Consider the following 25258-nt stretch of genomic DNA (forward strand, 5'->3'; position numbering starts at 1 on the left):
CCTGACTTAAGGTTCCCTATCTGAGAGCGTCGAATCCAATGCACTCAATCTGATGGTCAGCCAACCACTGTTTTAGCGCAGGGCTAGTGAGCAGTTGATACTCTTCGACTCGTTTATCACTGTAACTTGATAGGGACTTAAGCTGTTCACTTGCCACTGATGAAGGGTGACACATTAACTCAAGTACACCGTTAGGCATCATAGCTTGGTAGCTCAGTAATAAATCTTTCAGGCCATTCAGCGATACGCCTTGGTCAAAGAAACGCATGTCGAAAGCATCTGGCGTTGGCACTCGCAGTGTATCTTGGCCACTCAAGATGTTATCGATTCGTCTAACTGGAAGACCAATGCGATTCACTGTGCGGGTAAATGCTGCTTTTAGAGGTTTAAACACACCACCAAAGTGATGACTGTCGATATGGTTGATCTCTAAACCTGCATCGAGGGCGGCTTGATATTGCGCGTTGAGTTCAAGCACCACCTCATCTTCATTCACATCTGATTTATCGAACAGAGTAACATTGCTAAAGAAGTGGCCGTGTTCGTCGACTAAGCTCGGAACTAACTCTGGTGACGTCAATGGTTTGCCTGCAGTGACCGTAAAGTGCAAGCCAACTTCAGAGACTAAACCTTGATGATAGAGCTCAATCGCGTTTTGTGTACCCGGTTGATTCATCATGATGGTGGTCGACTTAACCAACCCCGCCTTAAAGCAGTCGACGATGCCGTGGTTCACGCTTTCAGTGAGGCCGAAATCATCGGCGTTGAGTATCAATTTCATCATGACCTCTTATTAAAAGATTTGGATTCAATATCTTGAATGAACTCTGCTGTGACTTAGCTCATTTGCTGTTATCACCGAGCTTATTGGCTGCTAACAAAGGCTACATTAAGCGAGTCGATGAGCAAACGCGGGCATGAAGTCTAAGTTCTCGCGAATAGTTTCTTGCAAAGCCTCGTCGATGTGCGAACCACTATCGACGATAGGGTTTAAGATCAGAGCACGTTTTGCTGTTGCGATGTCACCCGTCATCGCCGCTTTAACGGTCAGAGTTTCAAACTCTTTCATCTGTTGAATCAAGCGCAGCGTGTCGCTATCAAAAGGTTCAACGTTCAGTGGCAGGATCGCACTGCTGGTGATTACCGAACTCACTTCTACCGCGCAGTCATTGGGTAATCCTTGAATCGCACCATTGTTGCGAGTGTTGACGTGCATGATAGAACGTTTGTTATTGTGGATACTGTTCATGAGCTCACAGGCCGCTTCAGAGTAGTAAGCACCACCTCGTTCTTCTAACAATTTAGGCTTGGTATCGAGCATGGGATCTTTGTAGATCTCTAACAACTGATGTTCAACCTTGGAAACTAAGTCTGCGCGATTGGTGCTGTTTTCAGACGCAGTAAATTCTTTGTCTAAGATGTCTCTGGATTGGTAGTAGTAACGTAGGTAAGCACAAGGAACGATGTTCAGAGAACGAATCAATTCAGCGTCCCATTCAAAGGGAGGGATGTTCTTTGGCATCATTTGATCGTTACCACCGAGGAGTTGCTCGATGAGCTCTGCCAACTTGTCTTCACCTTTATGAAGCACCTTACGAGCCCAAACTAGGTGGTTTAATCCGGCGATTTGCATCGTTATATCTTTACGTTCTGCACCAAGCATTTTCGCCGCGCCTAGCTCCATGTTGACGGGAACGTTACATAGACCAACGGTTTTAATGGTTGAGTGCTTAATCAGTGCTTCCGTTACCATGCCTGATGGGTTGGTGAAGTTGAGTAACCATGCATTCGGACACAGTTCTTCCATCTCTTTCGCTATCTCGAGTGCAATCGGAATGGTTCGGCAAGCATTAGAGAAGCCACCCAAGCCATTGGTCTCTTGGCCGATCATACGATATTTCAGAGCAATCCTCTCGTCGCGTAGTCTGGCTTCCATTCTTCCGGCGCGAAATTGAGAGCAGACAAAATCCGCGTCTTTCAGGGCAGCTTTTCGATCTGTGGTGAGGTGAACATTAATCTCACAGCCTGCTTTGTTTATCATTCGCTTGGTGAGCGCCGCGATTATCTCTGCTTTTTCCATGCCTTCTTCGATATCGACCAACCACAGATCAGAGATAGGCAATTCGTGATGGCGCTTGAGCAGTCCTTCAACGAGCTCTGGGGTGTAACTTGATCCACCACCAATCACAGTTACTTTGAGTTTTTGATTCTGTTGCATGCTGTTCACTATTTAATGTTGTAGATTACTTGGTTTAATTTATATGATGGTTACATACACCGACAAACCAGTTATGACGACTTATGAATTAGTGAGGTTAATCCATGGGGCTGTTCGAAAATCGCCAACAAACGCTGTCACTGCTGCACACCTTCAGTGTTGCGGCTAAACATTTAAGCTTTACGCTTGCCGCCGATGAGCTCTTCTTAACTCAGGGAGGGGTCAGTCATCGCATTAAAAAACTCGAACAACAATTGAAGTTCAACCTGTTTGTGCGCAAGACAAGAAAGCTCGAACTGACGCCAGAAGGTCTGCGTGTGCTATCTATGTTGAACGTCTCATTTGAGTCTATCTTTTCCGAACTCATGGATATTCAAACGGGTGAGCTAAGCGGGGAGTTGTATATCGCGACATCGCCTTATTTCGCTTCCTCGTGGTTAATGCCACGCTTGCCGGAATTCAGACGTTTGTATCCGAATCTAAGCATCAAACTGCAAACCAAGCAGAACCAGTCAGACTTCCAGTTTGAACCTTATGACGTGGCAATTTTCTATAGCGAAGGCCATTACCCAAACCATTACAGTGAGCGATTATTCAGTGGAGTAAGAACCCCAGTGTGCAGCCCTGAATACGCGAAACGCTTTAAACTAGAACAAGGCATTCAACACTTAGATGATGTTCGCTTCATTCACAGTGGAGATATCACTGCGTGGCAGCGTTGGTTGTATGAAGTTCAAAGTGATACCGACTGCGCGCTTCAGTGTGACTATTACAGCGATAACCGCTTGGCGATGGATGCTGCGATACTATCTATGGGGCTGGCATTAGGACGGTTAGAGTTCATGAAACCGCAGATAGAACAAGGCTTGTTGGTCGCGCCATTTATGAGCATTGAATCGGGCAAAGGGTATGATTTAGTGTGCCCGAAAGGCATGGAGCAACGAACTAAGTTTCAGGTGTTTTCTCAATGGGTTAAGCAACAGTTGTGACCGAATAGCGTGCCTAGACAAACACGAATTATAGGTCTAGTTTAGGTGGTTCTTTCAATAAAAGAAGAGGTTAGTTATGTTCAGCCATGTTTTTCTCGGTACCGAAGATATTGAACGCGCGAAGGCTTTTTATGACCCCATCATGAAGGTGCTTGGTTATAGCGAAGGTTCCGTTGACCCTAAAGGGCGCTGTGTTTACGTTAGCCAAACGGGCGTGTTGGGCTTAACGAAGCCGATTGATGGTCAGCCTGCGACTCACGGCAACGGCATGACGGTGGGTTTTCTTGCGTCTTCTCCTGAAGTTGTAGATGAATGGCACCGAGTTGGCGTCGAAAATGGCGGTACCAGCATTGAAAACGGCCCCGGAGCGAGAGGTTCTGACGAGCGTCGTTTGTACATGGCTTATTTGCGAGATCCTGATGGAAACAAGATCTGTGCAACTCACTTTATGCCATAGTTTACGTTATGCCACAGTAGCGTATACTTAGATCATGTTGATGGTTCGGAGTTGGTGAAGTCGCGGCTCTGAACTTGTTAGCTTCCTGAAGACTCAAAATTTTGCAAAGGATCAGCTAGATGACATCGAACGAACTGTTTTATGAAAGCTTCGAGCGCTGCCGGATTGACCAAGAATTTCTTGAAACGTTTTTGGCGGATTTTTGTGAGCATAATCCAAGGTTTTCAGAACGTTTTGAAAAGATAGGGTTAGAGCAACAAACTAAGATGCTTAAAGCCTCGATCATCCTTATCTACAACTCTGCTGGTCTGCCGAGCGTACGAAACTCGGTGAAAAAGCTTGGGAAGCGACATAAAGATTTAGGAATGGATATCTCTGAGCAAGAGCTCAACGAGTGGTTCAATTCGTTACTCAATACGGTTAAAAAATACGATCCTCACTATGATGAAAGCGTCGAACAAGCATGGACAGAAACTCTCGAGGCCGGCTTAACTATCATGAAGAAAGAGTGTGTGGTTCCAAACACTGTGAATAACTAGGTCGTTGATGGGTAGTTTTGCTTGTTCGTTATTTAAAACCGGCATTAACTCTTGAAAGATTGACATTGTAAGGTAAGCCTAACGATATCAGGCTTGCCTCTTATTGTTTGACTAGAAATGAGCAGCCCAACCAATCAGGAACCCTTGCGATGCGGTATCGTATTCAAAGGTGCCCTTGTTTTCGTAATCAACCCAGGTCGATTTGTAGGCAACATTTAAGTCAGACCAACTGTTTATTTGGTATCGCACGCCAGTTAGCAGAGATGAAGTAAAGTTGGTGTCACTGCCAAGTCCTGCATCAATAGTTGCGTGAAACTTCCAATCCTTATTGATCTGAGTTATCCATCTCACACCTATTTGGTAGTCAACCCAATCTTCATCGAGTGATCGGTCTGTACTTAGCTTACCACCTGAACCGTAAAGCTTGGCATCAATGTCGTTATCCCACCAACGAAGCCCAAACAGATAATCAATCGAGCCAAAGTCGTATTGGTAGCGCTTAAACCCCTTCACATCTAAAACACCTTGTCGGATATCAAGATTGCCTTTCAATACCTCTAGGTTGCTACCTAAAACTGAGTTCGTTTTTCCGCTTAACTTCATGAAGCTGTAATCAATGTAATAGCCCCACTGATTGTCATAGATACCCTCTAAACGCACCATTGCGGTCATATCAAGATGATCCATGATGAATGCAGGATCAACATCGACATCTGCTGACAAGCCACCAATGGTGCTGTCTCCACGGATATTGAGTGCGAGCGCGTAAATTTCGAAGCTATGTTGCCACTTTTTTGTATCCGCTTGTTCGCTTACTTCCTGAGCATTTACGGTTGAACTGGCAGCCAATGCTGATGCGAGTAGGTAACGCCATTTAGCCATATTGATATCCTTATCTTCGATGTGAAATAGCACGAATGTGAATGTGTTTTAACTATCCATTTCTCACATATGCAACTTGTATATTGCTGATTGTAGACTATGTTTTTTGAAAAGAGCCAAATTAAAAGAGTAAGGATATGAAGCCACAAAGCGTTTTTTGTTCGTTGCTGTTTTAGGTTTAACACCGATTGCGTTGTCGTACGGTTATGCCCCCGTTGTCTCCCTTGATTATCTTTTCGGAATTGATGCTAGCCCTATCAATGTCATTCACATTTTTCGTGCCGTAATGGGGTTGTACCTAGCGTTGGCGTTGTTTTGGATAGCAGGGGCGCTACTAAAGAAATACCGACTGCCAGCACTCTACAGTTTGGTGGTCTTCATGTTGGGTTTGGCTGCTGGCCGAGTCATTAGCTTGTTGATAGATGGCATGCCCCACTGGCTACTTGTCGTCTATCTATTATTGGAGCTTGGCTTTGGTTTGGTAGGAGTAAAAATGGTTCACAAAGAGCAATCTGAAACAGTATAAGGACATTCTATGAAAAGGATTTTCCACCTTGTTGTTCTGAGTGTGTTGAGCAGCGTTTCGCTATCAGCATGGTCAGCCCAAGAGCAACCGAATATTTTTGTTATCTTCACGGATGATATTGGGATATCAAACCTGAGTGCTTATCACAATGGTGTGATGAGTAGTGAAACACCAAACATCGATAGTATTGCTGAAAAGGGCATGCTCCTGACCGATTATTACGCTCAACCCTCTTGTACGGCGGGTCGTTCTGCATTCTTAACGGGTCAACTCCCTGTTCGAACAGGCATGCACTCAGTCGGATTGCCGGGAGGCCCAGTGGGTTTAAGTGCAGACACACCAACGCTTCCTGAAATCCTTAAAACCATGGGTTATGTGACGGGTCAGTTTGGTAAAAACCACCTTGGTGATCGAGATGAATTCCTACCGACAATGCACGGTTTTGATGAGTATTGGGGTTGGTTGTATCACTTGAATGCAATGGAATACACAGAAGATCCAGATTGGCCCAAAGATGGCTCTTTGGATGCCTTTGCACCTCGTAATGTTATTTACGCAAGAGCAGACGGTAAAGGTGGTCAAACGATCGAAGATGATGGTGCATTGTCGATCGAGCGTATGCGTACACTCGACGATGAAGTAAATAAACACGCGATCAACTTCATCGAAAGGGCGGTTGAAGCGGATAAGCCATTCTTCACTTGGTACTGTCCATCACGTGGTCACGTTTGGACGCACCTTTCACCTGAATACGAAGCCATGCTTGGCCAAAATGGTTGGGGACTTCAAGAAGTGGTCATGAAAGATCTTGATGATCATGTCGGCGAGATGATGGCGAAAATGGAAGAGCTCGGTATTGCCGACAATACCATCATCATTTTCACTGCCGATAACGGCCCAGAGATCATGACTTGGCCTGATGGCGGCATGACACCTTATCACGGTGAGAAAGGGACAACTTGGGAAGGTGGCGTAAGAGCTCCTGCACTGGTTAGCTGGCCGGGTAAAATCCCTGCGGGTACTGTAGGCAATGGTATCTTTGATGGTATGGACTGGTTACCCACTCTGGTCGCTGCGGCTGGTGGTCCAACGGATCTAAAAGAGAAACTGCTGAAAGGTCACGATGGCTTTAAAGCGCACCTTGATGGTTACAACCAAGTGGATATGCTGACTGAGAAAGGCGAGTCGAACCGAAAAGAGATCTACTACTACGAGCGAGATAAGTTGCAAGCGGTTCGTGTTGGTGATTGGAAGGCGCACTTCATTGTACAGAACCACGGTTGGAGTGGCCCTAAAGAAGAGCTAAACGCGCCATTACTGTTTAACTTACGTCGCGACCCATATGAGCGAGCGGCAGAAGAGTCGGGCATGTACTTGAAGTGGATGGGGCAAAAAATGTGGGCATTTGGTCCTGCACAAGCTGCTGTCCAACAACATCTAGCAACCTTCCAAGAGTGGCCTCCAATGACGCCTGAGTCTCCGGCTGAGAAGACCAGTGGTGTAGGTAATTAGTTAAATATCATAAAAAATCCCGCTCACACTGAGCGGGATTTTTATTTGAATGCGTTTTAACGTTGGTTCTATTTGAGCGTGGTGTTTCGTTCAATAAATTTCACTGGCACCATCAGCTTAACTAAGCTCGTGTCTTGTTCTTGAATCTGGCTAACGACAATTTTTACGGATTCACGTGCAAGGCGTCTGAAATCTTGCTTGAAGGTAGTGAGTTGGTAGTTCAACCATTGAGTCTGTGGGATATCATCAAAACCAATCACTTGAAGATCTTCTGGAATACGCAGGTTGAACTCTAAGCGCGCCACATCCATTACCGCCATCGCCAGGTTATCTGTCGCACAGAAAATCGCTTGAGGATGTGTGGGTTCTGAAAACAGAGTCCTAATGGTACCTAGAGCATCAAGGTAGTCATAATCAGCTTCAATAACACGAGCTTGTTTGCCCGTTAGATCTTCGAACTCTGAGCAAAAGCCCGATTCACGCTCACCGTTGGTGTAGGTCGGTACGTTACCTGTTAGGTAAACCGCTGACTTTGTTCCTACGCTATGCAAATGCTGCGCTGCAACTTGGCCTGCGGCGTAGTTGTCACTCACTACATGGCTACTTTTAGTCCCTTCAACCACACGTGCATATTGAACGATGGGGATGTCGAACTCTTCACACTCTTCATAAAGCGACTTATTAAAGGTCGCAGAAGCAGCAATCACGCCATCAACTCGGTATTGGAAGATATTAGGAATCGAGTGGTTGTCGTTTCCATCCACTTGCCAAGGAATCAATACCGCAGAGTAACCCTGTTTTTGTAGCTCAGTAGAGATAAGCTGCAGAGTTTTCATGTGGATAGGGTAGTCGGCATCTGGGAAAACTAAGCCAATCAATTTGGATTCATTTGTCGTCAGGCTGCGGGCAAAGGCATTGGGACGATAATTCAACGACTTTGCGGCATCGAACACTTTCTGCTTAGTTTTTTCAGACACTGAACTGCCCGGTACAAATACGCGAGATACAGTTGATTGAGAAACGCCAGCCAGCTTAGCGACATCTTTAGAGGTGACGGTTGGCTTTGATGCCGTGGAGTATTTTGGAGAGTTCATAGACCATACTTTTGAACCAAATTGACTGCGCACAGAGTAACATAATTAGGTACGTACTCATAAAGCAATACCAAGGAATAATATGAAAAATAAGGAATAATGACTATTTTGAATTTGATATTGGGTATAACCCATTCTCTGTGTTGGTTAACAAGTATGGTTACAGAGATAGTGACTAAAAAGCTCTGCGTAAGAGCAGAGCTTTTGATTACGAATTTACCCGTAAAATGAGCAACACACCGCTACGCCGTTAGAAGTAGTAACGAATACCCGCAGCAAATTGGTCATCGTTGTTTTCGTAATGGTTACCAACAGACTTGTCTTTACCATTATCAAACTGGTACTCCGTCCAAACTAAGAACTTGTTCTTCTTAAAGTGGTATTCAAGACCAGGGATAATTAGCTGACGTTCGTAGCCGTTTGCGTTGTCGTCGGTATCCGTTAAGTAGTTCACGTTAAAGGTTGGACGCAGACCGTTTTCAAAGTGGTAGTAAGTGAAGAATTCAGCACCACGGTGGTCGTAGAATTCAGCTTGGCTGGTGGTTTCCCAGTTTGAACCTTGGCTGTAGGTGAAACCAACGAATAGACCATCATTGGTATAGTTAACGCCTAATAGACCAATGCGTTGTGTATCGCCATCTTTGATGTTTTGGACGCCCGCATCGACATCATCAAACTCATTCTGGTGGTAAGCTAAACCAATGGTTAGGCCATCCATAATAGTGTACAGCGTTGATGCGCCCATACCGTTTTTTAGCGTTGCTGTTAAGCCGTCTGCTAGGCCAACATCTTCGCGAGTGGTTTGGTAAGTGAAGCCGTATTTCCAGTTGTCATTGATGTTGTTGCGGTAAGTAATTGAGTTTTCAGCACGGCCTGTACCAGAAGCAATACCCCAGTCAGATAGGTTGTAGTAACCAGAACCACGTGAACCAAATACACGGCCCATATCGGTAAACCAAGCCACGTCGTAGAAGGTAGACCATTGTTTTGTGCCGGCAGCAATCTTACCGTATTTCTCGTGCTCAACGCCTGCGTATAGAAGTCGGTCGTAAATGTTATCGCCGTTAGCGCCTGAGTTATAACCCCATTCGGCATGGCCAAAGCCAGTCCAGTCGTTGTTTAGTCCCATTTGACCCTTAAGGCCGAAACGCGAACTACCGCTGTTCCATTCGCCGTTGTGATCGCCACCTTTATCTTGGTAACGAACGTCGAAACGGCCATCTAGTGTTAGGCTATCGCCCGCGTCATTGGTAAAAGTGTGTGCAGCAAAAGCAGAACCTGAGGTAAGTGCTGTTAGGATCACTGCTGAAAGAATCGACTTTTTCATTGTAATTCTCTTTATTCAGGCCGTAGAAAGCCACCGTGCTTTCGAGCCCGTTATATTGGTAATGGTTTGGCAGGGTGTACCCCATCCATGAGGTACTAGTGGATTCAATTATTAGTGGAGCAATAATGAATTGGTTGGTGGAGCACTTACTAGGAGCGAGAAGGGTCTCCCAGTAAGCGTGGCAACCTAAATCAGATGTCTATTTAGGTTGCCACTGTTTCGTTTCAATCTTTTGGATTAAAGCGTTTCGATTACAGCGTTGGGTTCATGATGGATGAAGTGCGTTCGAACACGTCTAGACCTTGCTGTTGTAGCCAGTATGGAAGGTCGATAAGAACCCAGTTCTCAGACAGCTTGTCACCGTCACGGTAGTAAACGTCAACCACTTGCATGTTTGCACGTACTTCACCGCCAGTCATACCTAGGAATCCACCTGTTGGTGTGTTTGATAGGTTTGGCCAACCGAAGAAACAAGAGAAGTTACCTTCAGCGAAACGACAAACGTGGCCGTTGAACTTCTTGTCTTTCAGGTTGTTACGGAAAGGAAGTTGGTGCTGCTGTTGGTAGCGAGGAATCGTGTAAGACGCGCCGATACCACATGGGCCGTACCAAATCATGTCTTTTGACCAGCTCTTCGCTAGTACTTCTGGTGGGCAACCCATCGCGCCGCTGTCGTTAAGAGCAGACAGGTCATCAACCATTTTGTTTACTAGATCAAGTGTCGCAATGCCTTCTTCTGGTGCGGCATCTTCGAATAGCAGACCATCATGGTTACGTGGGCCAGGGTATACGAAGTGCTTACCAGTTGATGGTGGAAGTGGGTAGCAACCCGCTTGATCCATCATGCCTAGAAGGTCTAGGAACAGGCCTGTCTTAGTGATTTTGCCATCAACAACACAGTTAAACTCTGCGTAGCGAACGTTCATGATCTTGCCAGTAGGGCGCATGCCTAGGTATTCAGCGTCGAATAGACCCATGAAGTGACCCATGCTCATTATCCAAATCTCATCTGGGTTAACTTCGTTGTTACCACCGATGAAGATATCTTGACGACGCTGCATGCGAGTCATTGATTTCATCATAGGAGCCCAGAATACGTCAGCCGCAGCTTGCGCGCCTTCTTGCTCACGGAATGGGTAAACACCACGCCACAAGTAATCTTCAGAAGTGTGTGCTTTCAGAACTTCTGCAACGTTCTCGTGAGTTGCGTTTTCCATTGCATCAAAGTATTCGCGAACAATGCGTTTAGCTTCTTGATATTTAGACATAATAATTTCTCTTTGTGTTGTCGAGTCAACATTCGGAACAGGACTCGATTTGGATTTTGTTACCGGCTGACTGTTCAGCCGGATTGATGTTTGTTTCTTGCCTGAGAGATCTTCAACCAAAGGGAATTAAGCCTTAGCTGCTTCCGCTTTTTTGCTCTTGTCGAAGATGCCGCCTTTCAATGTTTCTGGTAGAGATAGCCACAGTAGACCAGCCACAATCCATACAATCGGCGAGCCCCACATTGCTGTCGCAAGGTCGCTGCGTTCTTGGATGAATACCAACACCATTGGTGCCCACATGCCGATGATACGACCGCCGTGGAACAGTGCTGCACCGAAGCTACGTAGGTGAGCTGGGAACAATTCAGAGAAGTAACCACCCCATACCGCAGAAGCAGACAGGCCGAAGTTGTAGATAAGACCTAGGATAGCTAGCATGTTTAAGCTGCCGATCATCACATCGCTTGGTGCCACGAAGAATACTGAAGCCATTACACCAGCAAGAATGAAACCAAACGCGTTTACTTTACGACCGTACTTATCCGCGATTGCACCCCATACCCAAGCACCGAATAGAGAACCGAATGCCGAGATAGAGAAGATGATGCCGATAGTTGCACCATCAAACTGGCGAACTTCTTTTAGGTACGTTGTCACGAAGCCTGAAAAGAATTGGTAGCCGTAGAAGTTAAGGCCAGCCAGTAATAGACAAGTGATGGTTAGCTTACGGTAAGGCGCGCTTAGCATTTCACCCCAAGAGCCTTTCTTCGCAGGTGTATTTGACCCTTCAGCTTCTGCTTGCTCTTCTTCACCGTAAGCGATCACTTTCTTGTCGCTAGGCAGAATGAAGATCATCAGTGCTGCTGCAACTAGAGGAGGAATACCACCTACCCACATTAGGCTCTGCCAAGGTGCGTCAATGCTAGAAATGAATGCTGCGTACGCACCCATTGCCATCAGAGCAACAGAGAACATCGAAGAAGCAAATGCGGTTAACTTGCCGCGAACCGTTGGCGTAAATAGGCCAATCATCAGGCTTACCGCTACTGTGAAGTAACCACCTAAAGAAATACCGATAATGAAACGCATCGCTGCCCACATAGCGTAGTCAGTAAACATCATGTTGATGATGGTTGCGCCGCCGTTCAGTGCAGTGATGACAATAAGAGTCGATTTCTTACCAAAGTTTGATGCCACCCATGCACAGCTTAGAGCACCAATAAGTGCACCAACCGACTGCCATGTATAGAACTGGGCAGTATCCGCTAAGTTAATACCATCATACGCATCAACGATGTATGGGCGTACGTAGTCAATAATTACAAAGTTATAACAATAGAAAAAGTAACCCACTAGAATTGCTAGATATGCGGCTACCCTTTGAATCATAGGAACTTCGCTCATGTGTTTTTTAGTAGTCATGACCGATAAACCTTTATTTTTTATAGGGTGTTTGTAGTTTTGATTATTGTGTGGTGATTATTAATCTTCATCACACCGTTTTCATTTCGGGAGAGATAATAGAATTTTTATGGTTATTAGATCCGTGATCAAAGTCAATTTTGAAATGAGTGCGTACCCATTTTGTGTGTTTTAGTGATCTGGATCCCGTTAGATCATGTTTTTGAGTTTTTGGGACGTTTTGAGCGTTTATTCGTCTATATTAGTGACAATACTCACACTTACTGTGGGTTTTTGAGGGAAAATATCCAATTTTGAGTAATATTGGCGGCGAATGATTGGCGACAGACAATAAACGGAATCTAAAAATGGTTACGTACTCAAGCTTTGTGGTTATTGCTCTTTATGTATTAACTACTTTATTTATCAGCTACTTAGTAAACAAGCGCTATAGCGTTGGTGGCGATTTTTCGACTGGTGGAAAACAATTTGGTTGGTTTACGGCGGGGGTGTCGATTCTTGCAACCTACATCAGTGCGATGACGTTCGTCGGTATGCCGGGCTGGGTTTATAGCTCAGGCATGGAAGCAATGAGCGTTCATCTGAATTACCCAATAGTGATCTTTTTCGCTGTGGTTTTCTTTGTTCCGGTGTTTTACAAACTTGGCCTGACCTCGATTTATGAATACTTAGAGCACCGCTTTGGCGTTGTTGCTCGCACGATCAACTCTATCGTGTTTATTGTGGTTCAGTGTATTTCGGCAGGGGTGATTTTGTATGCAGTGGCATTGATCTTGGTGCAAGTGCTGCCGGTGAGTATCTCCGAGGCGATCATCTACATCAGCTTATTTACTGCGTTGTATACCTATGCAGGCGGTATCTCGACAGTAATCTGGACTGACATGCTTCAGTCAGCAGTGTTGATTATCGGCAGCATTGCGATCTTTGTTTTATTGTTGATAAAAATCGATGCGGGCGAGGTGTTGTCTCCTGAACATTTGAATATCATCAATCTCGATTTTGACTTGGGCGTTGATACCACATTGTGGGCAGGCGTAGTAGCTGTGAGCTTCTTGCACCTGAGTGTGTATGGTACTAACCAGCTGATTATTCAAAGAACACTGGCGACTAAGTGTGTTAAAACAGCGCAAAAATCGATGTTGCTTTGTGGTTACGGCGCGTTCTTTGTTTATCTATTCTTTGCTGTGATGGGGGTGTTGTTAAGTGTCTTTTATCAGGACAGCAGTTTTGACAACAGCAACGAAGTGATTCTCGATTTTGTGTTTAACCATACCAACCCAATCATTGTCGGTTTGGTGATCTCAGCACTTTCGGCAGCGGCCATGTCGACACTGGATTCCACTTATAACTCAATGGCGACGGTAGCAACGTTCGATTTCTATAAGCGATTTTTCCGCAAGAAAGCCTCTGACGTGCACTATGAATCGGTAGCTAGAAAAATGAGCCTTGTTGCTGCAGCGTCGGTTGTTGTTCCTGCATTACTGGCTGTTTCTAATGAATCAGTGCTTAAAACTATTGCTAGCCTAACTTCAATTTTTGTCGGTATTCGCCTTGGCTCTTTCATCTTGGGTTTGTTCTTCAAACAAGCGAATGAGAAAGGGGTAATTGCAGGCAGTATTGGCAGTGTGGCTGTCGTATTCATCGCCAAATATAGCGGAATAGCTTGGCCTTGGTTTGCCTTGATTGGCACTGTGGTTTTCTTGGTGTTAGGCGTTATTGTAAGCCGCTTCTGGGGAGAAGTAACCGAGCAACAAAATGAATTTATAGCCAAGCAAAAGCATTTGTTTGCGAAGCCTACCGCGAGTCATTACGGCTTGTTGGTGTTCGCTGTTGTGACGATTGCTGCTTGTACTGTTATTCCTGATTGGCTTTATGCCGCTCTTTCTTAATTGACCGATTTTTTACTGGTATATCTATGTTATCGATCTTTGATATCTACAAAATTGGTGTGGGGCCATCGAGCTCTCACACTAACGGCCCAATGATTGCGGGTTTTCATTTCACACAATTAATCGCTGATAAAATCGCAGAAGTGACGCGTGTTCAGGTGGATTTATACGGTTCTTTGTCACTGACTGGTATTGGCCACCATACCGATAGAGCAACCATTTTGGGTTTGCTCGGCAACAAGCCAGACACCATCAAAATCACCAGCGCAAACCAAGCAATGCGTCATGCTGTAGATAGTGGAGAGATGGATCTAGCGGGCATGAAGCACATTGCCTTCAATTACGAAACTGATATGTTGTTCCACGAAGACAATCTACCTCTGCATGAAAATGGCATGATGATTACTGCGTTCGACCAGAGTGGAAACGTGATTGTCGATGAAACTTATTATTCAATTGGCGGCGGTTTTATCGCAACTGCTGACGAACTGCAAAATGGCACTCAAACCCAAACAGTAGAAGTCCCTTTCCCGTTCAAAAATGCCGATGAAATGCTGCAACAAGCCGATAATAGTGGGATGAGCTTGGGTGGCATGCTTCTGAAAAATGAAGCGGAGTTCGAAGGCTCTGACATTATTTCAGAGAAAGCGGATCAAATCTGGCGAGTGATGAGTCGTTGCATGGAACGCGGCTTTGAAACCGAAGGCATTCTTGATGGTGGTTTGAACGTGACACGCCGTGCTCCTAATTTGCTTAAGAAGCTTGAAGCGAACGCGGCGGTTGAAAACGACCCAATGGAAATCATGGATTGGATTAACTTGTTTGCGTTTGCAGTCAGCGAAGAAAATGCCGCAGGCGGCCAAGTGGTGACATCACCAACCAATGGGGCGGCGGGCGTTATTCCAGCTGTGTTGATGTATTACCATCGCTTCATTAAAGAGTTGGATACCAAGCAGTTAAAAGATTTTTTAGCGGTATCGGGCGCGATTGGTATTTTGTACAAAACCAATGCTTCAATTTCTGGTGCGGAAGTCGGGTGCCAAGGTGAAGTCGGGGTGTCGTCTTCTATGGCGGCGGCTGGTTTAACGGCACTACGCGGTGGCAGTAATGAACAGATCTGCATTGCCGCAGAAATCGCGATGGAGCACTCGTTGGGTATGACCTGTGACCCCATTGGCGGCTTAGTTCAAGTACCGTGTATTGAGCGAAATGCTATGGGCGCGATGAAAGCTATCAATGCATCACGCATGGCACTGAAGCGCAATAGCAAATCGTTGATCTCGCTTGATAAGGTTATCGCGACGATGTATCAAACGGGTAAAGACATGAATAAGAAATATCGTGAAACGTCATTGGGCGGTTTGGCGCTTATTCATCTTGCGCCCCCTTGTGAATAGAGTCGAATTCAGTCTTAAGTCTCAGTGAGAGCTATACTTGTGTAACAACTGCAATAATAAGCCCGGTCGCATTATCGCTGACTGGGCTTTCTCATTTTTAAATCAATTAATCTTGCAGTGGCAATTGGTAGCTGTTCTTTAACTCTTTCACCGATATGTTGGATTGAATCGCGCTTACGCCTTTCACTCTTCTGATCGAGCTAATACGCTCAAAGTACTCTTCTAAATCTTTCGCCAACACTTGCACCATGTAATCGGCGCCGCCTGCAATGCAGTGACACATAGGAATCCAATCGGTTACCGCGACAAACTCTTCGAACGGTTCTGTGTTTTCAACTTCATGGTTACCCAAGGTCACAAGCGTAAAACCAGCCACATGAAAGCCTAATTTCTTACGATTCAGCTTCGCGGCATAACCATCGATATAGCCAGTTTCTTCCATGCGTTTCCAACGGCGCCAGCATGGGGTTTCGCTGAGATTGACCTTCTCTGCGAGCTTGCTGTTGCTCATGCGTCCGTCTTGCTGGATATGCTCTAAGATGGCGATATCTGTGTCATCTAACACTTCTTTGGTGGATTCTTTCTGTTTCATGGCTATTTTGGAAAAGTCTTGCTCAAATTTGCATTAATATTAGCCTATATAGCAATTTAATTCCTAGTCGAATCTGTAAACTCTCTCCCTATAAATACTTTACTTATTAGGAGTGAGAGGAAATGAGCTCTCAATTAATGCTGGCGTTCTTGCTATTTTCAACATCAATTGCAATTACACCTGGGGCTGGCAATATCGCATTACTTGGGATTTCAAGTCGTTATGGATTTGCTGCGACTTTACCTTTTATCTCTGGGAACGCTGTTGGCATCATCATCGTACTGGCGGGTTCCAGTGTCGGTTTGGTGAGCCTATTTACCCTTTACCCAGAGCTATACAACATTTTGAAATACGCGGGTGCGGCTTATTTGTTGTTCATGGCGTGGTCGATTGCGAACATGCAAATCGAAGAGAGCACCACCGACAATCGTTCAGGTTTCATGTCTGGTGTGCTGGTGCAGGTGTTAAATCCTAAAGGTTGGATAGCGTCATTAACCGTGTTTTCACAGTTCATTACTCCGAACGCAGACTACCTAATTCAAGTCGTGACCATTATCGCGGGTATGGTGATTACCGGTGTACCGTGCATGTTGGTGTGGGCGTATTGCGGCACCATGCTTAAAAAGTTGCTGCAATCACCAAAACAGATGATGTTTGTGAACCGCTGCTTGGGTGGAAGCTTAGCAATGGTGGTGGCCTTTATGCTTTATCAACCGGTATAAATCACAAAGAAAAAAACCACTCCTAAATCCATAGGAGTGGCGTCTAAATGTCGACTAAGTCGTTAACAGTAAAGAATTAAGTTAACAAATATTTAAGGAACTTGAGTTAAAAGCTTTTAAGCCTAAAAGCTTTTAAGTGTAAAGATTAAGCGGTTTCAGCCTCTTTAACAGGAGCTGAGTTACGAATTAGGTGGTCAAATGCACCTAAGCTTGCCTTCGCACCTTCACCCATCGCAATGATGATCTGTTTGTAAGGTACGGTTGTTACGTCACCCGCTGCGAACACACCTTTCATTGATGTTGCACCATGAGCGTTAATTTCAATTTCACCGCGTGGTGAAAGCTCAACCTTTGAACCCTTCAACCATTCGCTGTTTGGCATCAGGCCGATTTGAACAAAGATACCCGCTAGTTCGATCTGTTTAAGTTCATCGCTGTTGCGGTCTTTGTATTCCAGACCGGTTACACGGTTGCCATCACCAATCACTTGCGTCGTTTGCGCCATCTTGATGATTTCGATGTTTGGTGTTGCGTTTGCTTTGTCGATAAGCACTTGGTCGGCACGCAGTGTGTCTGCAAATTCAAGTACGGTTACGTGTTCAACGATACCCGCTAAATCAATTGCCGCTTCGATACCTGAGTTACCACCACCGATAACCGCTGTTTTCTTACCTTTGAACAATGGACCGTCACAGTGTGGGCAGTAAGCGACGCCTTTATTGCGGTACTCTTGCTCACCCGGAACGTTCATTTCACGCCAGCGAGCACCGGTACTTGTGATAACCGTGCGAGCTCGTAGTGTTGCGCCGCTCTCTAGCTCAACGTGGATGTAACCGTCTTCAGTGTCTTCTGCCGCAATGATGTTTGCAGCGCGCTGCTCAGTCATCACTTCAACACCGTACTCTTTTACGTGCTCTTCAAGGCTTGCCACTAACTTAGGGCCGGTGGTCGCTTTCACTGAGATAAAGTTCTCAATCGCCATGGTATCCATCACTTGGCCACCGAATCGGTCAGCAACCACACCAGTACGAATGCCTTTACGTGCAGCATAAATTGCCGCTGAAGAACCTGCAGGGCCGCCGCCGACAACCAATACATCAAACGGTGCTTGTTGGTTTAGGTTTGCTGCTTTCTTTTCTGCTGCGCCTGAGTCTACTTTATTAAGGATCTCAGCCAGTGACATACGGCCTTGACCAAATAGCTCACCGTTAATAAACACGCTTGGAACTGCCATGATGTCGCGAGACTTCACTTCATCTTGGAATGCTGCGCCATCAATCATAGTGGTCTTAATCAGCGGGTTAATCGCTGACATCATATTGAATGCCTGAACCACTTCTGGACAGTTTTGGCACGATAGTGAGATGAAAATCTCTACATTAAGCTCTTTATCTAATTCTTTAATTTGCTCGATTACGTCCGCTTCAAGCTTGATAGGGTGACCACCACTGTGAAGTAGTGCCAGTACCAGTGACGTGAACTCGTGACCCATTGGTAAACCGGCGAAACCAATCGCAGTGCCTTTCTCTTGGTTTACTACCTGCATGATAGGGCTGCGAGTGCTTGCGCTATCATCGCGAGTTACTTCAATTTTGTCGGTTAAAGACGCGATGTCATTTGCTAGGTCTTGGAGTTTGTGTGCGGTATCGCTGTCATCTAGGCTCAGCACTAACTGAACATTGGTTTTTAAGTTTTCTAGGTATGCTTTTAGCTGCTGCTTCATTGCTTGATCTAACATAATCGTGCCTGCTCTTAAATTCTGTGTCTTGGTATTGACCAATACCTTCTTGCTGAAAAAGGAAAATAAAAAGGGGGCGCAAGTCGGCAAATTGAATGTGGTGTTGATGCTTTGAAAGGGTGGCGCGCAACTGCCCTTTAGGAGGGAGGCCGAAGCGCGCCTGTAGAACCGTTTTATTTGTTCTTTTTAGATAGGTTTAGATTAAATCTTACCTACTAGGTCTAGAGATGGTGCTAGTGTCTCTTCGCCTTCTTTCCATTTAGCTGGGCAAACTTCACCTGGGTTAGCCGCTACGTATTGTGCTGCTTTAACCTTGCGTAGTAGGTCTTCAGCATCACGGCCGATACCTTCAGCAGTGATTTCCATTGCTTGGATAACGCCTTCTGGGTCGATTAGGAACGTAGCACGGTCTGCTAGGCCTTGACCTTCACGCATTACGTTGAAGTTGTTTGTGATAGTGCCTGTTTGGTCGCCTACCATGAAGTATTCGATAGTGCCGATTTTGTCAGAAGTATCGTGCCATGCTTTGTGAGAGAAGTGAGTGTCAGTTGATACTGAGTAAACTTCTACGCCACGAGATTGAAGCTCTGCGTATTTGTCTTGTAGGTCAACTAGCTCAGTTGGACATACAAAAGTGAAGTCTGCTGGGTAGAAGAAGAATACAGCCCACTTGCCTTTAACGTCTTGCTCAGTGATTTCTACGAATTCGCCGTTTTTGAATGCTGTTGCGTTGAATGGTTTGATTTCTGTGTTGATCATGTTTTGACTCTCTTTCTAATTTGTAGTGTTTAACGCTATCCCGCGTCGATGGAGATATATTGCATTGGCACCGAAAATTAGTGAAATCGGACATTTCTATAGATTCAATAGGTGATTCCTATCTTCGAAAGGAGAAAGCTATCGACAAAAGCTATCAAACCTCAGCAATACTCGATTTGAGTGGCTATGCTCTTTAGGTTGTTCTCTATATTGGGCTGACCTCCTGCTAATGTGAGCGTCTATTTATAGTGTGAGCATGTATGTAGATAGCGTTTCTTTAAGTGAGCTGAGATCCTATTTTAATCTGAGAATAACAAAAAATTATCATTAATATAAATTATGATAATTTCAGTTAATCGTAATCTCTCCCTATACTCTCTTCATCGAAACGAGATACTGAAGTTAGACTTCGAAAAGCACAGAATAAAAAACGAATTGGAGAAAGTTATGAAAATGAATCACGTAGGCATCATGGTTGGCGATATGGACCAGGCAGTAGAGTTTTACACAAAGGCTCTAGGTCTAAGAGTTGTAATGAACAACACCAAAGTGATGGAAGAACGCGAATCAGCAATTGGCCGTATGTGTATCGCAGTATTTGGCGAAGGCTTCAAAGGCTTCAACATTGCACATTTAGTAACTTCAGACGGTATCGGTGTTGAGCTATTCGAAATGGTTGACCGTGAAGAGCGTCACGAAGTGGATTTCTCTCGCCTGGGCATTTTCCACTTCTGTCTGCAGCTTCCAAAAGAGCAGTTTCATTCAGCTATCAAGCGCGTTGAAGAGTTTGGCGGTAAGGTTCGTATGGATATTCATCGTTACCACCCAGAAGACGAACTAAAACAAGCACAAATGGTTTACCTAGAAGACCCGTTTGGCAACCTATTCGAATTCTACTCTCACTCATACGAAGATACGTACGCGACTGATTACGAGTAATAGACGCCATCTACCTGTCATAAGGTAGAAAAACCGAAACACCCCTTAAAGAGGATTGGTAGAGATGCCAATCCTTTTTTTGTGTTTGGGTTATGTGTGAATTGGAGGTGAGTCCATCACATCAAAGCCTCATTAATATATCGTTTAACCATTAAGGGTGACTTTTAATAACGTTAGCTGGGGTTATTAATTAAGTGAACAGAGATGATTAATAGTTAAACAGCACTTTTGAAATGATCCGCAAGGAAATCGAGAAACACTCGAACCTTGCTCGGAACTAGCTGGCGGTTTTGATAGATTGCGTAGGTGCTGGTTTCATAGTTGCATGGGCTAAAAGTAAACTCAGGAAGCAATTGCACCAATTTACCTATTTTAAGTTCTTCTTCAATCGCCCATTGTGGGAGCAGGGCAATACCACCACCGTTTAATATCAATTGCTTTTGCCCGTTCACAGAGTCGACTTCCATGTAATAAGAGATGTTGATTTTTTGCGGTTTTCTATCCAATACAAACCAATCGTGCCACCCTTTGTAGCCATAAACCAAGCAGTCATGTTTTGCTAGATCTTCAACATGTTGAGGGGCTTTTTTTCTTCTTACATAGTCAGGACTGGTGCAAAGAATAAAGTTGTTTTGGACGAGCTTCTTAGCGATCAAATTAGAATCAGGTAGTCGGCCACTGCGAATCGCGATATCGACATTTTCTTCGATCAGATCGACCACTCTTTCAGTGATTTCAATTTCAATATCGACCTCGGGAAAGGCTGCCCTAAAGATAGGAACAAGGGGCAAGATTTTGCTTTCTCCAAACGCAACGGTCGTGCTTATTTTGAGGCTCCCTCTCGGTGAGTGATGTAATGCGTTGACGACTCGTTTCGCTTCATCAAACTCGCCTGTAATTCGCTTGGAATATTGATAGAACAATTGACCGGCTTCAGTGACCCCTACGTTGCGTGTCGAGCGCTCTAACAGTCGCACATTGAGTTCTTCTTCCAACGCCGAGATCTGTCGTGAGATAGAAGAGGGCTGAATATCAAAAATCCGACTGGCTTTGGAGATACTTCCTTGCTCAACTACGCAGTTGAAATAGGCAAGACGATTGAAAAGGCTCATGTGTACTCCTCATTAAACGACGGTTTTAGTTCTTTCAAAATGCAGCCGTCTAAACAAGATGGTTGGCGCCGCAGCATAAGTGACATTGATGTTTTAACTGCTCTTCAATGTTAGCTTAATTGCTTTTAAAGCAAAACTGAATTGCTTCTCGGCAGATTCAAACTTTTGGTTGTCGTCTTTATGATTCTCCACATCATCACTAACAACGAGCAATAATCATGAATGAAATTAAAACAGCCACTATCGCAGCCTGCTTTTCGGTAACAGCCCAACACCTGATTGATAAGCTCATTATGAGCGGAACCCGTGTCGTCGCTTTTGGGCGTATCGGTGATGAAGCAAGAGCAAAAAGCCTAGAAGATAAGTATTCAGGCCATCTGACCGTGTTACTTGGAGACCTTACGGATGAAGAGCAAAGCCAAGCGCTTGCTGCTGAGGCATTAAAAATCTTAGGTCATATCGATGCTCATTTTCATTGCTCTGGCATTTATATCTGGAGTCACTGGACTGATGTGGAAGTGAGTAAAATGTCTGACCTATGGAATGCGAACTTTATGACGGCGTTTGTCTTCGGAAGAGAAATTTTTAAATTAATGGAGTCGCAAGGGCAAGGTTCACTGATGTTTGTTTCCGCGCGTGATACGGCACGTAACATACCTGCAGGATTCGGACCTTACATGGCATCTAAAATAGCATTGAATGCTTTGGTCGAAAGCTTGGCTGCAGAGGGGGCTTCATCTAATGTTCAAGTGAATGCGGTGTTGCCGACCATTGTTGATACTGAAGTAAATCGAAAAGCACTTCCTGAGTCTGACCACTCTACGTGGGTAGATTCTGCTGATTTGGCAGATTTGATGATGGAGTTGACCCAACCTAATAAAACTTATCTAAGTGGTTCTCTAATAACCGTTAACAACAAGATGCATTGATCATAGGCTAGTAAGTTTGGATAGCGTGCCCTACCTGCAACAAACTAGCAAACCGAAACACCCCTTAAAAAGGATTGGTCAAGATACCAATCCTTTTTTTGTGTGCTTTTTAAGTGCTCCATCATATGGAGCAATTAAGAAATGACCAGATTTAAGGCGTTGTTAAAATTAACATTTTATAGATAAAGTCTTTCATGAATATGACTGAAGCTAGGGTGCTTCATGAAAATATTACGGAATCACGCTGAGAACTCACAAACTCAGCTCAATACTGCTGAACCGCACCACAATGAAAATAGATAAACATTACATGAAGAAGACCTACTCAAATAGCATGAAAAAACTAAACCTTATCTTTGCCGCTTTTCTTATTACTTTGCTTGCCGGATGCTCGTCACATGCGGGCGTCAATACTTCAAAAACAAAGGGCTATGCCAATTCACATGCGCTTGTTGGAGTAGCTTCTTGGTATGGTGATAAATTCCATGGAAAACTCACGGCAAGTGGTGAAACGTATAATAAGAACGCCTATACAGCCGCTCATAAAACCTTGCCATTTGGGACTATCGTGAGGGTGACCAATACAGACAATAACAAGTCTGTTGATGTGAAAATTAACGATCGAGGTCCTTATGTAAAAGGCCGAGTGATTGACCTTTCCCACAAGGCATTTTCTCAAATTGGTGACGTCAAGAAAGGCGTAGCAACAGTCAAAGTTGAGATCATTGATGATAGTAATACGTTTCGATACAAACACTAACCTCCCCTTGGTTTCTATCTCCGATCCCTTACCAGTAGTGAGAACGGGGAGGAACAGAACCTCGTTCTCGATGAATAAATAGCACATTTATACTTACTCATAAGGCTGCCTTGGTAGCCTTTTTTGTTCCTTTCGATAATCCATTTTTAATAAGATTATCTTATTTTTAGTCTGTGAGGTGATACTGTTATGTGGTCAATAGATCAGTGCCTTAGCTTTCTTATCATTAGGCTTCATTGAAATTCATTGAAATTCATTGTGAAATAATGAAAAGCTGAACTAATCCCAAATTGTTGTGGCGGGGGTGTAATAAAAAGGGGGAGGTACTCCAAATTGATGGGGAAAGAAGATGCTCAAAGAGAGGGAAATTACATTTCGTTACTTACTGAAGTAAATCTGAAATATTGGTGACACGGTTCTGAAATTTTTGGTGTTTAGCTTATAGGCTTCTATATCGCATTCAAATAAGGAAATATCCGTGAAGCTAACACCTGTCGTTGCAGCCGTAATTATGTCTTTCAGTTCAGCAAGCTTTGCTTTTAGCTTGCAACAATCTGCCAATGAAAACAGTGAAGATCTCGTATGGACAGGGCACCTAAGCCCAGACAGCGACACGGTAATGTCTGCGATGCTCGCGGCTCATATCTATGGTGGTACAGCGACAGTGCCTGAACCTATCAATCCAGAATCTACCTTCATCTTGAACTACTGTAATGCAGAATCGCCACGCGTAGAGACAGATTACTCTTCATACCGAGTGGGGCTGGTGGATTTCAATCAAGTCACTCAGCTAGCGCCAACTATCGACCAAGCATCTATTGTTGCTGTGGTTGATCATCACGCAATTGGTGGCTCACCGATTAACACACCACAAATTGTCGAGATGGATATTCGAGGTTGGGGTTCAGCTGCAACTATTCTGGCTGACAACGCTGAAAAGCTCGATGTGACCTTACCTAAGCACCTTGCTTGTGTTGGCTTGGGTGCGATTCTTTCTGACACCGTGGTGTTCCAATCATCAACTACAACAGATCATGATCGTGAATACGCAGAGAAACTGGCAAAGGTTGCAGGCATTTCAGACATTGAAGACTTCGGTCAACAAATGTTGATTGCTAAATCGGATCTCAGCCATCTTTCTTCCGAAACCATTCTGACGCTGGATTACAAAAACTTTAAATACGGTGGCAAGCAGGTGGGTATCGGTGTCGCTGAAACGCTAACGGCTCAACAACTGATTGACCGTAAAGACGAGATTTTGGCTGCGATGAAGTCTTATAAAGCAGAGAACGGGTTGGACCATCTGTTCTTCTCAATCACAGACACTAAGAACAAAGAAGCAAACTTACTTTGGGTAGATGAAAGCGACTATCAAGTCATCAAATCGGCTTTCAACGCTGAACCGACAAGCGACATGTTGACACTAGAAGGTGTCACTTCGCGTAAGCGTCAGATTGGCCCTGCAGTTCAAAAGGCAATTGAAAGTTTGTAGAGAGTAAGAGCTGTTACTTTATAAATAAGTAGTGAAGGGATTGGTAGAGATACCAATCCCTTTTGTTTTGGGTGTGTTGAATTGGATTTGGACATTTCCATGTTAGAGGGGCTATATTTTCGATAGACAGATAACTTCAAGTTTTGAGAATAAAGCTGAACTATGACTTTCGAGAAGCCATTCTTATTTGTTCAATTTCGTCATCATCAATATTTAGAGACAGTAGGAACTTGAGGTGTCCTAATGGCTCCATCTTCTCAAATTGCTTGTGCCAGTTAAGCATATCTTCATCATTCATGCCTGATTCTCTAAGTATCTCAGTCCAGCGTTTCTTGGTTAACTGCCCTTGATTTAGTAGCTCAGGCTCTTGTAGGAGAGTCAGTATCGAGTGCTGCTGTTGGCGGAGTTTTTTGATTTCGATATCGAGTGCGGCAAACTGTTGGCGTAAAACCTCATCTCGATCCTTTCCTTGAGATTGTTGCATCAGTTCTTTTATCTCACTGACAGAGATACCGTAAGAACGATACGCATGAATCACCTTAAACGTTTCAATTTCGCTAGCACCGTACAGTCGATAACCACTAGAAGTGCGACTTGCTGGAGCAATTAAGCCCTGTCTTTCGTAATACAGGACAGTGGTGCGAGAGACACCTAGCTGCTCACAAAACTGTTTAATACTCTGCACCGAACATTCC

Annotated in this window: 24 protein-coding genes; 12 read left to right on the plus strand and 12 right to left on the minus strand. The window is 44.6% G+C overall.

The annotated features are described in order from the left end of the window. Positions 1–16: 16 nt before the first annotated feature. Both ATB74_RS13495 and ATB74_RS13500 read right to left on the minus strand, forming a co-directional pair. On the minus strand, positions 17–781 hold the full coding sequence (locus ATB74_RS13495) for a carbohydrate deacetylase (protein ID WP_060982915.1): 765 nt from the start codon (positions 779–781) through the stop codon (positions 17–19). A gap of 108 nt (positions 782–889) precedes the next feature. Further along, positions 890–2218, minus strand: a complete 1329-nt coding sequence (locus ATB74_RS13500) for a 6-phospho-beta-glucosidase (protein ID WP_061018882.1) — start codon at positions 2216–2218, stop codon at positions 890–892. Between the two features lie 104 nt (positions 2219–2322). On the opposite strand from ATB74_RS13500, the gene ATB74_RS13505 reads away from it, so the two are divergent. The 3 genes from ATB74_RS13505 (at position 2323) to ATB74_RS13515 (ending at position 4203) form a co-directional block, all read left to right on the plus strand. Continuing rightward, positions 2323–3207, plus strand: coding sequence for a LysR substrate-binding domain-containing protein (locus ATB74_RS13505; protein ID WP_061018883.1), 885 nt, complete (start codon positions 2323–2325; stop codon positions 3205–3207). 76 nt (positions 3208–3283) lie between these two features. Further along, positions 3284–3664: a VOC family protein gene (locus ATB74_RS13510; RefSeq protein WP_048609300.1), complete on the plus strand. Its 381-nt coding sequence runs from the start codon at positions 3284–3286 to the stop codon at positions 3662–3664. Positions 3665–3783: 119 nt separating this feature from the next. Continuing rightward, a complete protein-coding gene (locus ATB74_RS13515; protein WP_061018884.1) occupies positions 3784–4203 on the plus strand; it encodes a globin in 420 nt (139 codons plus the stop codon). Between the two features lie 111 nt (positions 4204–4314). Here ATB74_RS13515 and ATB74_RS13520 read toward each other — a convergent pair whose 3' ends face one another. Then, positions 4315–5085, minus strand: a complete 771-nt coding sequence (locus tag ATB74_RS13520) for a DUF481 domain-containing protein (protein WP_060982910.1) — start codon at positions 5083–5085, stop codon at positions 4315–4317. A gap of 157 nt (positions 5086–5242) precedes the next feature. Here ATB74_RS13520 and ATB74_RS13525 point away from each other — a divergent pair, with 157 nt between their 5' ends. Both ATB74_RS13525 and ATB74_RS13530 read left to right on the plus strand, forming a co-directional pair. Then, entirely contained in the window at positions 5243–5611 is a 369-nt protein-coding gene (locus tag ATB74_RS13525; RefSeq protein WP_060982909.1) for a DUF4345 domain-containing protein, read from the plus strand. Positions 5612–5620: 9 nt separating this feature from the next. Then, the gene (locus ATB74_RS13530) at positions 5621–7123 is read left to right on the plus strand and encodes an arylsulfatase (RefSeq protein ID WP_061018885.1); all 1503 of its coding nucleotides are present in this window, start codon (positions 5621–5623) and stop codon (positions 7121–7123) included. 68 nt (positions 7124–7191) lie between these two features. Here ATB74_RS13530 and ATB74_RS13535 read toward each other — a convergent pair whose 3' ends face one another. The 4 genes from ATB74_RS13535 to ATB74_RS13550 form a co-directional block, all read right to left on the minus strand. Further along, positions 7192–8217, minus strand: a complete 1026-nt coding sequence (locus ATB74_RS13535) for a LacI family DNA-binding transcriptional regulator (RefSeq protein ID WP_060982907.1) — start codon at positions 8215–8217, stop codon at positions 7192–7194. Between the two features lie 250 nt (positions 8218–8467). After that, positions 8468–9544 (minus strand): porin, encoded by a 1077-nt coding sequence (locus tag ATB74_RS13540; protein ID WP_061018886.1) that lies wholly within the window; start codon positions 9542–9544, stop codon positions 8468–8470. 251 nt (positions 9545–9795) lie between these two features. Continuing rightward, positions 9796–10812, minus strand: a complete 1017-nt coding sequence (locus tag ATB74_RS13545) for a nuclear transport factor 2 family protein (protein ID WP_061018887.1) — start codon at positions 10810–10812, stop codon at positions 9796–9798. A 126-nt stretch (positions 10813–10938) separates the two neighbouring features. Beyond that, positions 10939–12234, minus strand: coding sequence for an MFS transporter (locus ATB74_RS13550; protein WP_061018888.1), 1296 nt, complete (start codon positions 12232–12234; stop codon positions 10939–10941). 347 nt (positions 12235–12581) lie between these two features. Between ATB74_RS13550 and ATB74_RS13555 the strand changes: the two genes are divergently transcribed. Next, positions 12582–14123, plus strand: a complete 1542-nt coding sequence (locus ATB74_RS13555) for a sodium:solute symporter family transporter (protein WP_061018889.1) — start codon at positions 12582–12584, stop codon at positions 14121–14123. A gap of 26 nt (positions 14124–14149) precedes the next feature. After that, positions 14150–15520 (plus strand): L-serine ammonia-lyase, encoded by a 1371-nt coding sequence (locus ATB74_RS13560; protein ID WP_061018890.1) that lies wholly within the window; start codon positions 14150–14152, stop codon positions 15518–15520. A gap of 106 nt (positions 15521–15626) precedes the next feature. On the opposite strand, the gene ATB74_RS13565 is transcribed toward ATB74_RS13560, so the two are convergent. Then, positions 15627–16112: an Lrp/AsnC family transcriptional regulator gene (locus ATB74_RS13565; RefSeq protein ID WP_061018891.1), complete on the minus strand. Its 486-nt coding sequence runs from the start codon at positions 16110–16112 to the stop codon at positions 15627–15629. Positions 16113–16234: 122 nt separating this feature from the next. Here ATB74_RS13565 and ATB74_RS13570 point away from each other — a divergent pair, with 122 nt between their 5' ends. Continuing rightward, positions 16235–16834 (plus strand): LysE family translocator, encoded by a 600-nt coding sequence (locus ATB74_RS13570; RefSeq protein WP_061018892.1) that lies wholly within the window; start codon positions 16235–16237, stop codon positions 16832–16834. A gap of 145 nt (positions 16835–16979) precedes the next feature. Here ATB74_RS13570 and ahpF read toward each other — a convergent pair whose 3' ends face one another. Next, positions 16980–18572 carry an alkyl hydroperoxide reductase subunit F gene (gene ahpF, locus ATB74_RS13575; RefSeq protein ID WP_061018893.1) on the minus strand — a complete coding sequence of 531 codons (1593 nt, stop codon included), beginning with the start codon at positions 18570–18572 and terminating at the stop codon, positions 16980–16982. A gap of 201 nt (positions 18573–18773) precedes the next feature. Then, positions 18774–19331 (minus strand): alkyl hydroperoxide reductase subunit C, encoded by a 558-nt coding sequence (ahpC, locus tag ATB74_RS13580; RefSeq protein ID WP_061018894.1) that lies wholly within the window; start codon positions 19329–19331, stop codon positions 18774–18776. Between the two features lie 447 nt (positions 19332–19778). On the opposite strand from ahpC, the gene ATB74_RS13585 reads away from it, so the two are divergent. Next, on the plus strand, positions 19779–20270 hold the full coding sequence (locus tag ATB74_RS13585; RefSeq protein ID WP_061018895.1) for a VOC family protein: 492 nt from the start codon (positions 19779–19781) through the stop codon (positions 20268–20270). A 215-nt stretch (positions 20271–20485) separates the two neighbouring features. On the opposite strand, the gene ATB74_RS13590 is transcribed toward ATB74_RS13585, so the two are convergent. Next, positions 20486–21382 (minus strand): LysR family transcriptional regulator, encoded by an 897-nt coding sequence (locus tag ATB74_RS13590; RefSeq protein WP_061018896.1) that lies wholly within the window; start codon positions 21380–21382, stop codon positions 20486–20488. Positions 21383–21600: 218 nt separating this feature from the next. Between ATB74_RS13590 and ATB74_RS13595 the strand changes: the two genes are divergently transcribed. The 3 genes from ATB74_RS13595 to ATB74_RS13605 all read left to right on the plus strand — a co-directional run bounded on the left by ATB74_RS13595 (position 21601) and on the right by ATB74_RS13605 (position 24563). Further along, positions 21601–22311 (plus strand): SDR family oxidoreductase, encoded by a 711-nt coding sequence (locus ATB74_RS13595; protein WP_061018897.1) that lies wholly within the window; start codon positions 21601–21603, stop codon positions 22309–22311. A 334-nt stretch (positions 22312–22645) separates the two neighbouring features. Next, positions 22646–23071: a septal ring lytic transglycosylase RlpA family protein gene (locus ATB74_RS13600; protein WP_179946921.1), complete on the plus strand. Its 426-nt coding sequence runs from the start codon at positions 22646–22648 to the stop codon at positions 23069–23071. A 478-nt stretch (positions 23072–23549) separates the two neighbouring features. Continuing rightward, a complete protein-coding gene (locus ATB74_RS13605; RefSeq protein ID WP_061018898.1) occupies positions 23550–24563 on the plus strand; it encodes a manganese-dependent inorganic pyrophosphatase in 1014 nt (337 codons plus the stop codon). A gap of 160 nt (positions 24564–24723) precedes the next feature. Here the strand turns inward: ATB74_RS13605 and ATB74_RS13610 are convergent, their stop codons facing one another. After that, positions 24724–25248 (minus strand): MerR family transcriptional regulator, encoded by a 525-nt coding sequence (locus tag ATB74_RS13610; protein ID WP_061018899.1) that lies wholly within the window; start codon positions 25246–25248, stop codon positions 24724–24726. Between the last annotated feature and the right edge of the window lie 10 nt (positions 25249–25258).

Origin of the sequence: Vibrio splendidus (assembly GCF_001557875.1) — a bacterium.
GTDB classification, from domain to species: Bacteria; Pseudomonadota; Gammaproteobacteria; order Enterobacterales; family Vibrionaceae; genus Vibrio; species Vibrio splendidus_F.

Coding starts and splice junctions, on each gene's coding strand:
- ATB74_RS13495 (WP_060982915.1), bottom strand. CDS start 781: ATGAAATTGATACTCAACGCCGATGATTTCGGCCTCACTGAAAGCGTG.
- ATB74_RS13500 (WP_061018882.1), bottom strand. CDS start 2,218: ATGCAACAGAATCAAAAACTCAAAGTAACTGTGATTGGTGGTGGATCA.
- ATB74_RS13505 (WP_061018883.1), top strand. CDS start 2,323: ATGGGGCTGTTCGAAAATCGCCAACAAACGCTGTCACTGCTGCACACC.
- ATB74_RS13510 (WP_048609300.1), top strand. CDS start 3,284: ATGTTCAGCCATGTTTTTCTCGGTACCGAAGATATTGAACGCGCGAAG.
- ATB74_RS13515 (WP_061018884.1), top strand. CDS start 3,784: ATGACATCGAACGAACTGTTTTATGAAAGCTTCGAGCGCTGCCGGATT.
- ATB74_RS13520 (WP_060982910.1), bottom strand. CDS start 5,085: ATGGCTAAATGGCGTTACCTACTCGCATCAGCATTGGCTGCCAGTTCA.
- ATB74_RS13530 (WP_061018885.1), top strand. CDS start 5,621: ATGAAAAGGATTTTCCACCTTGTTGTTCTGAGTGTGTTGAGCAGCGTT.
- ATB74_RS13535 (WP_060982907.1), bottom strand. CDS start 8,217: ATGAACTCTCCAAAATACTCCACGGCATCAAAGCCAACCGTCACCTCT.
- ATB74_RS13540 (WP_061018886.1), bottom strand. CDS start 9,544: ATGAAAAAGTCGATTCTTTCAGCAGTGATCCTAACAGCACTTACCTCA.
- ATB74_RS13545 (WP_061018887.1), bottom strand. CDS start 10,812: ATGTCTAAATATCAAGAAGCTAAACGCATTGTTCGCGAATACTTTGAT.
- ATB74_RS13550 (WP_061018888.1), bottom strand. CDS start 12,234: ATGACTACTAAAAAACACATGAGCGAAGTTCCTATGATTCAAAGGGTA.
- ATB74_RS13555 (WP_061018889.1), top strand. CDS start 12,582: ATGGTTACGTACTCAAGCTTTGTGGTTATTGCTCTTTATGTATTAACT.
- ATB74_RS13560 (WP_061018890.1), top strand. CDS start 14,150: ATGTTATCGATCTTTGATATCTACAAAATTGGTGTGGGGCCATCGAGC.
- ATB74_RS13565 (WP_061018891.1), bottom strand. CDS start 16,112: ATGAAACAGAAAGAATCCACCAAAGAAGTGTTAGATGACACAGATATC.
- ATB74_RS13570 (WP_061018892.1), top strand. CDS start 16,235: ATGAGCTCTCAATTAATGCTGGCGTTCTTGCTATTTTCAACATCAATT.
- ahpF (WP_061018893.1), bottom strand. CDS start 18,572: ATGTTAGATCAAGCAATGAAGCAGCAGCTAAAAGCATACCTAGAAAAC.
- ahpC (WP_061018894.1), bottom strand. CDS start 19,331: ATGATCAACACAGAAATCAAACCATTCAACGCAACAGCATTCAAAAAC.
- ATB74_RS13585 (WP_061018895.1), top strand. CDS start 19,779: ATGAAAATGAATCACGTAGGCATCATGGTTGGCGATATGGACCAGGCA.
- ATB74_RS13590 (WP_061018896.1), bottom strand. CDS start 21,382: ATGAGCCTTTTCAATCGTCTTGCCTATTTCAACTGCGTAGTTGAGCAA.
- ATB74_RS13595 (WP_061018897.1), top strand. CDS start 21,601: ATGAATGAAATTAAAACAGCCACTATCGCAGCCTGCTTTTCGGTAACA.
- ATB74_RS13600 (WP_179946921.1), top strand. CDS start 22,646: ATGAAAAAACTAAACCTTATCTTTGCCGCTTTTCTTATTACTTTGCTT.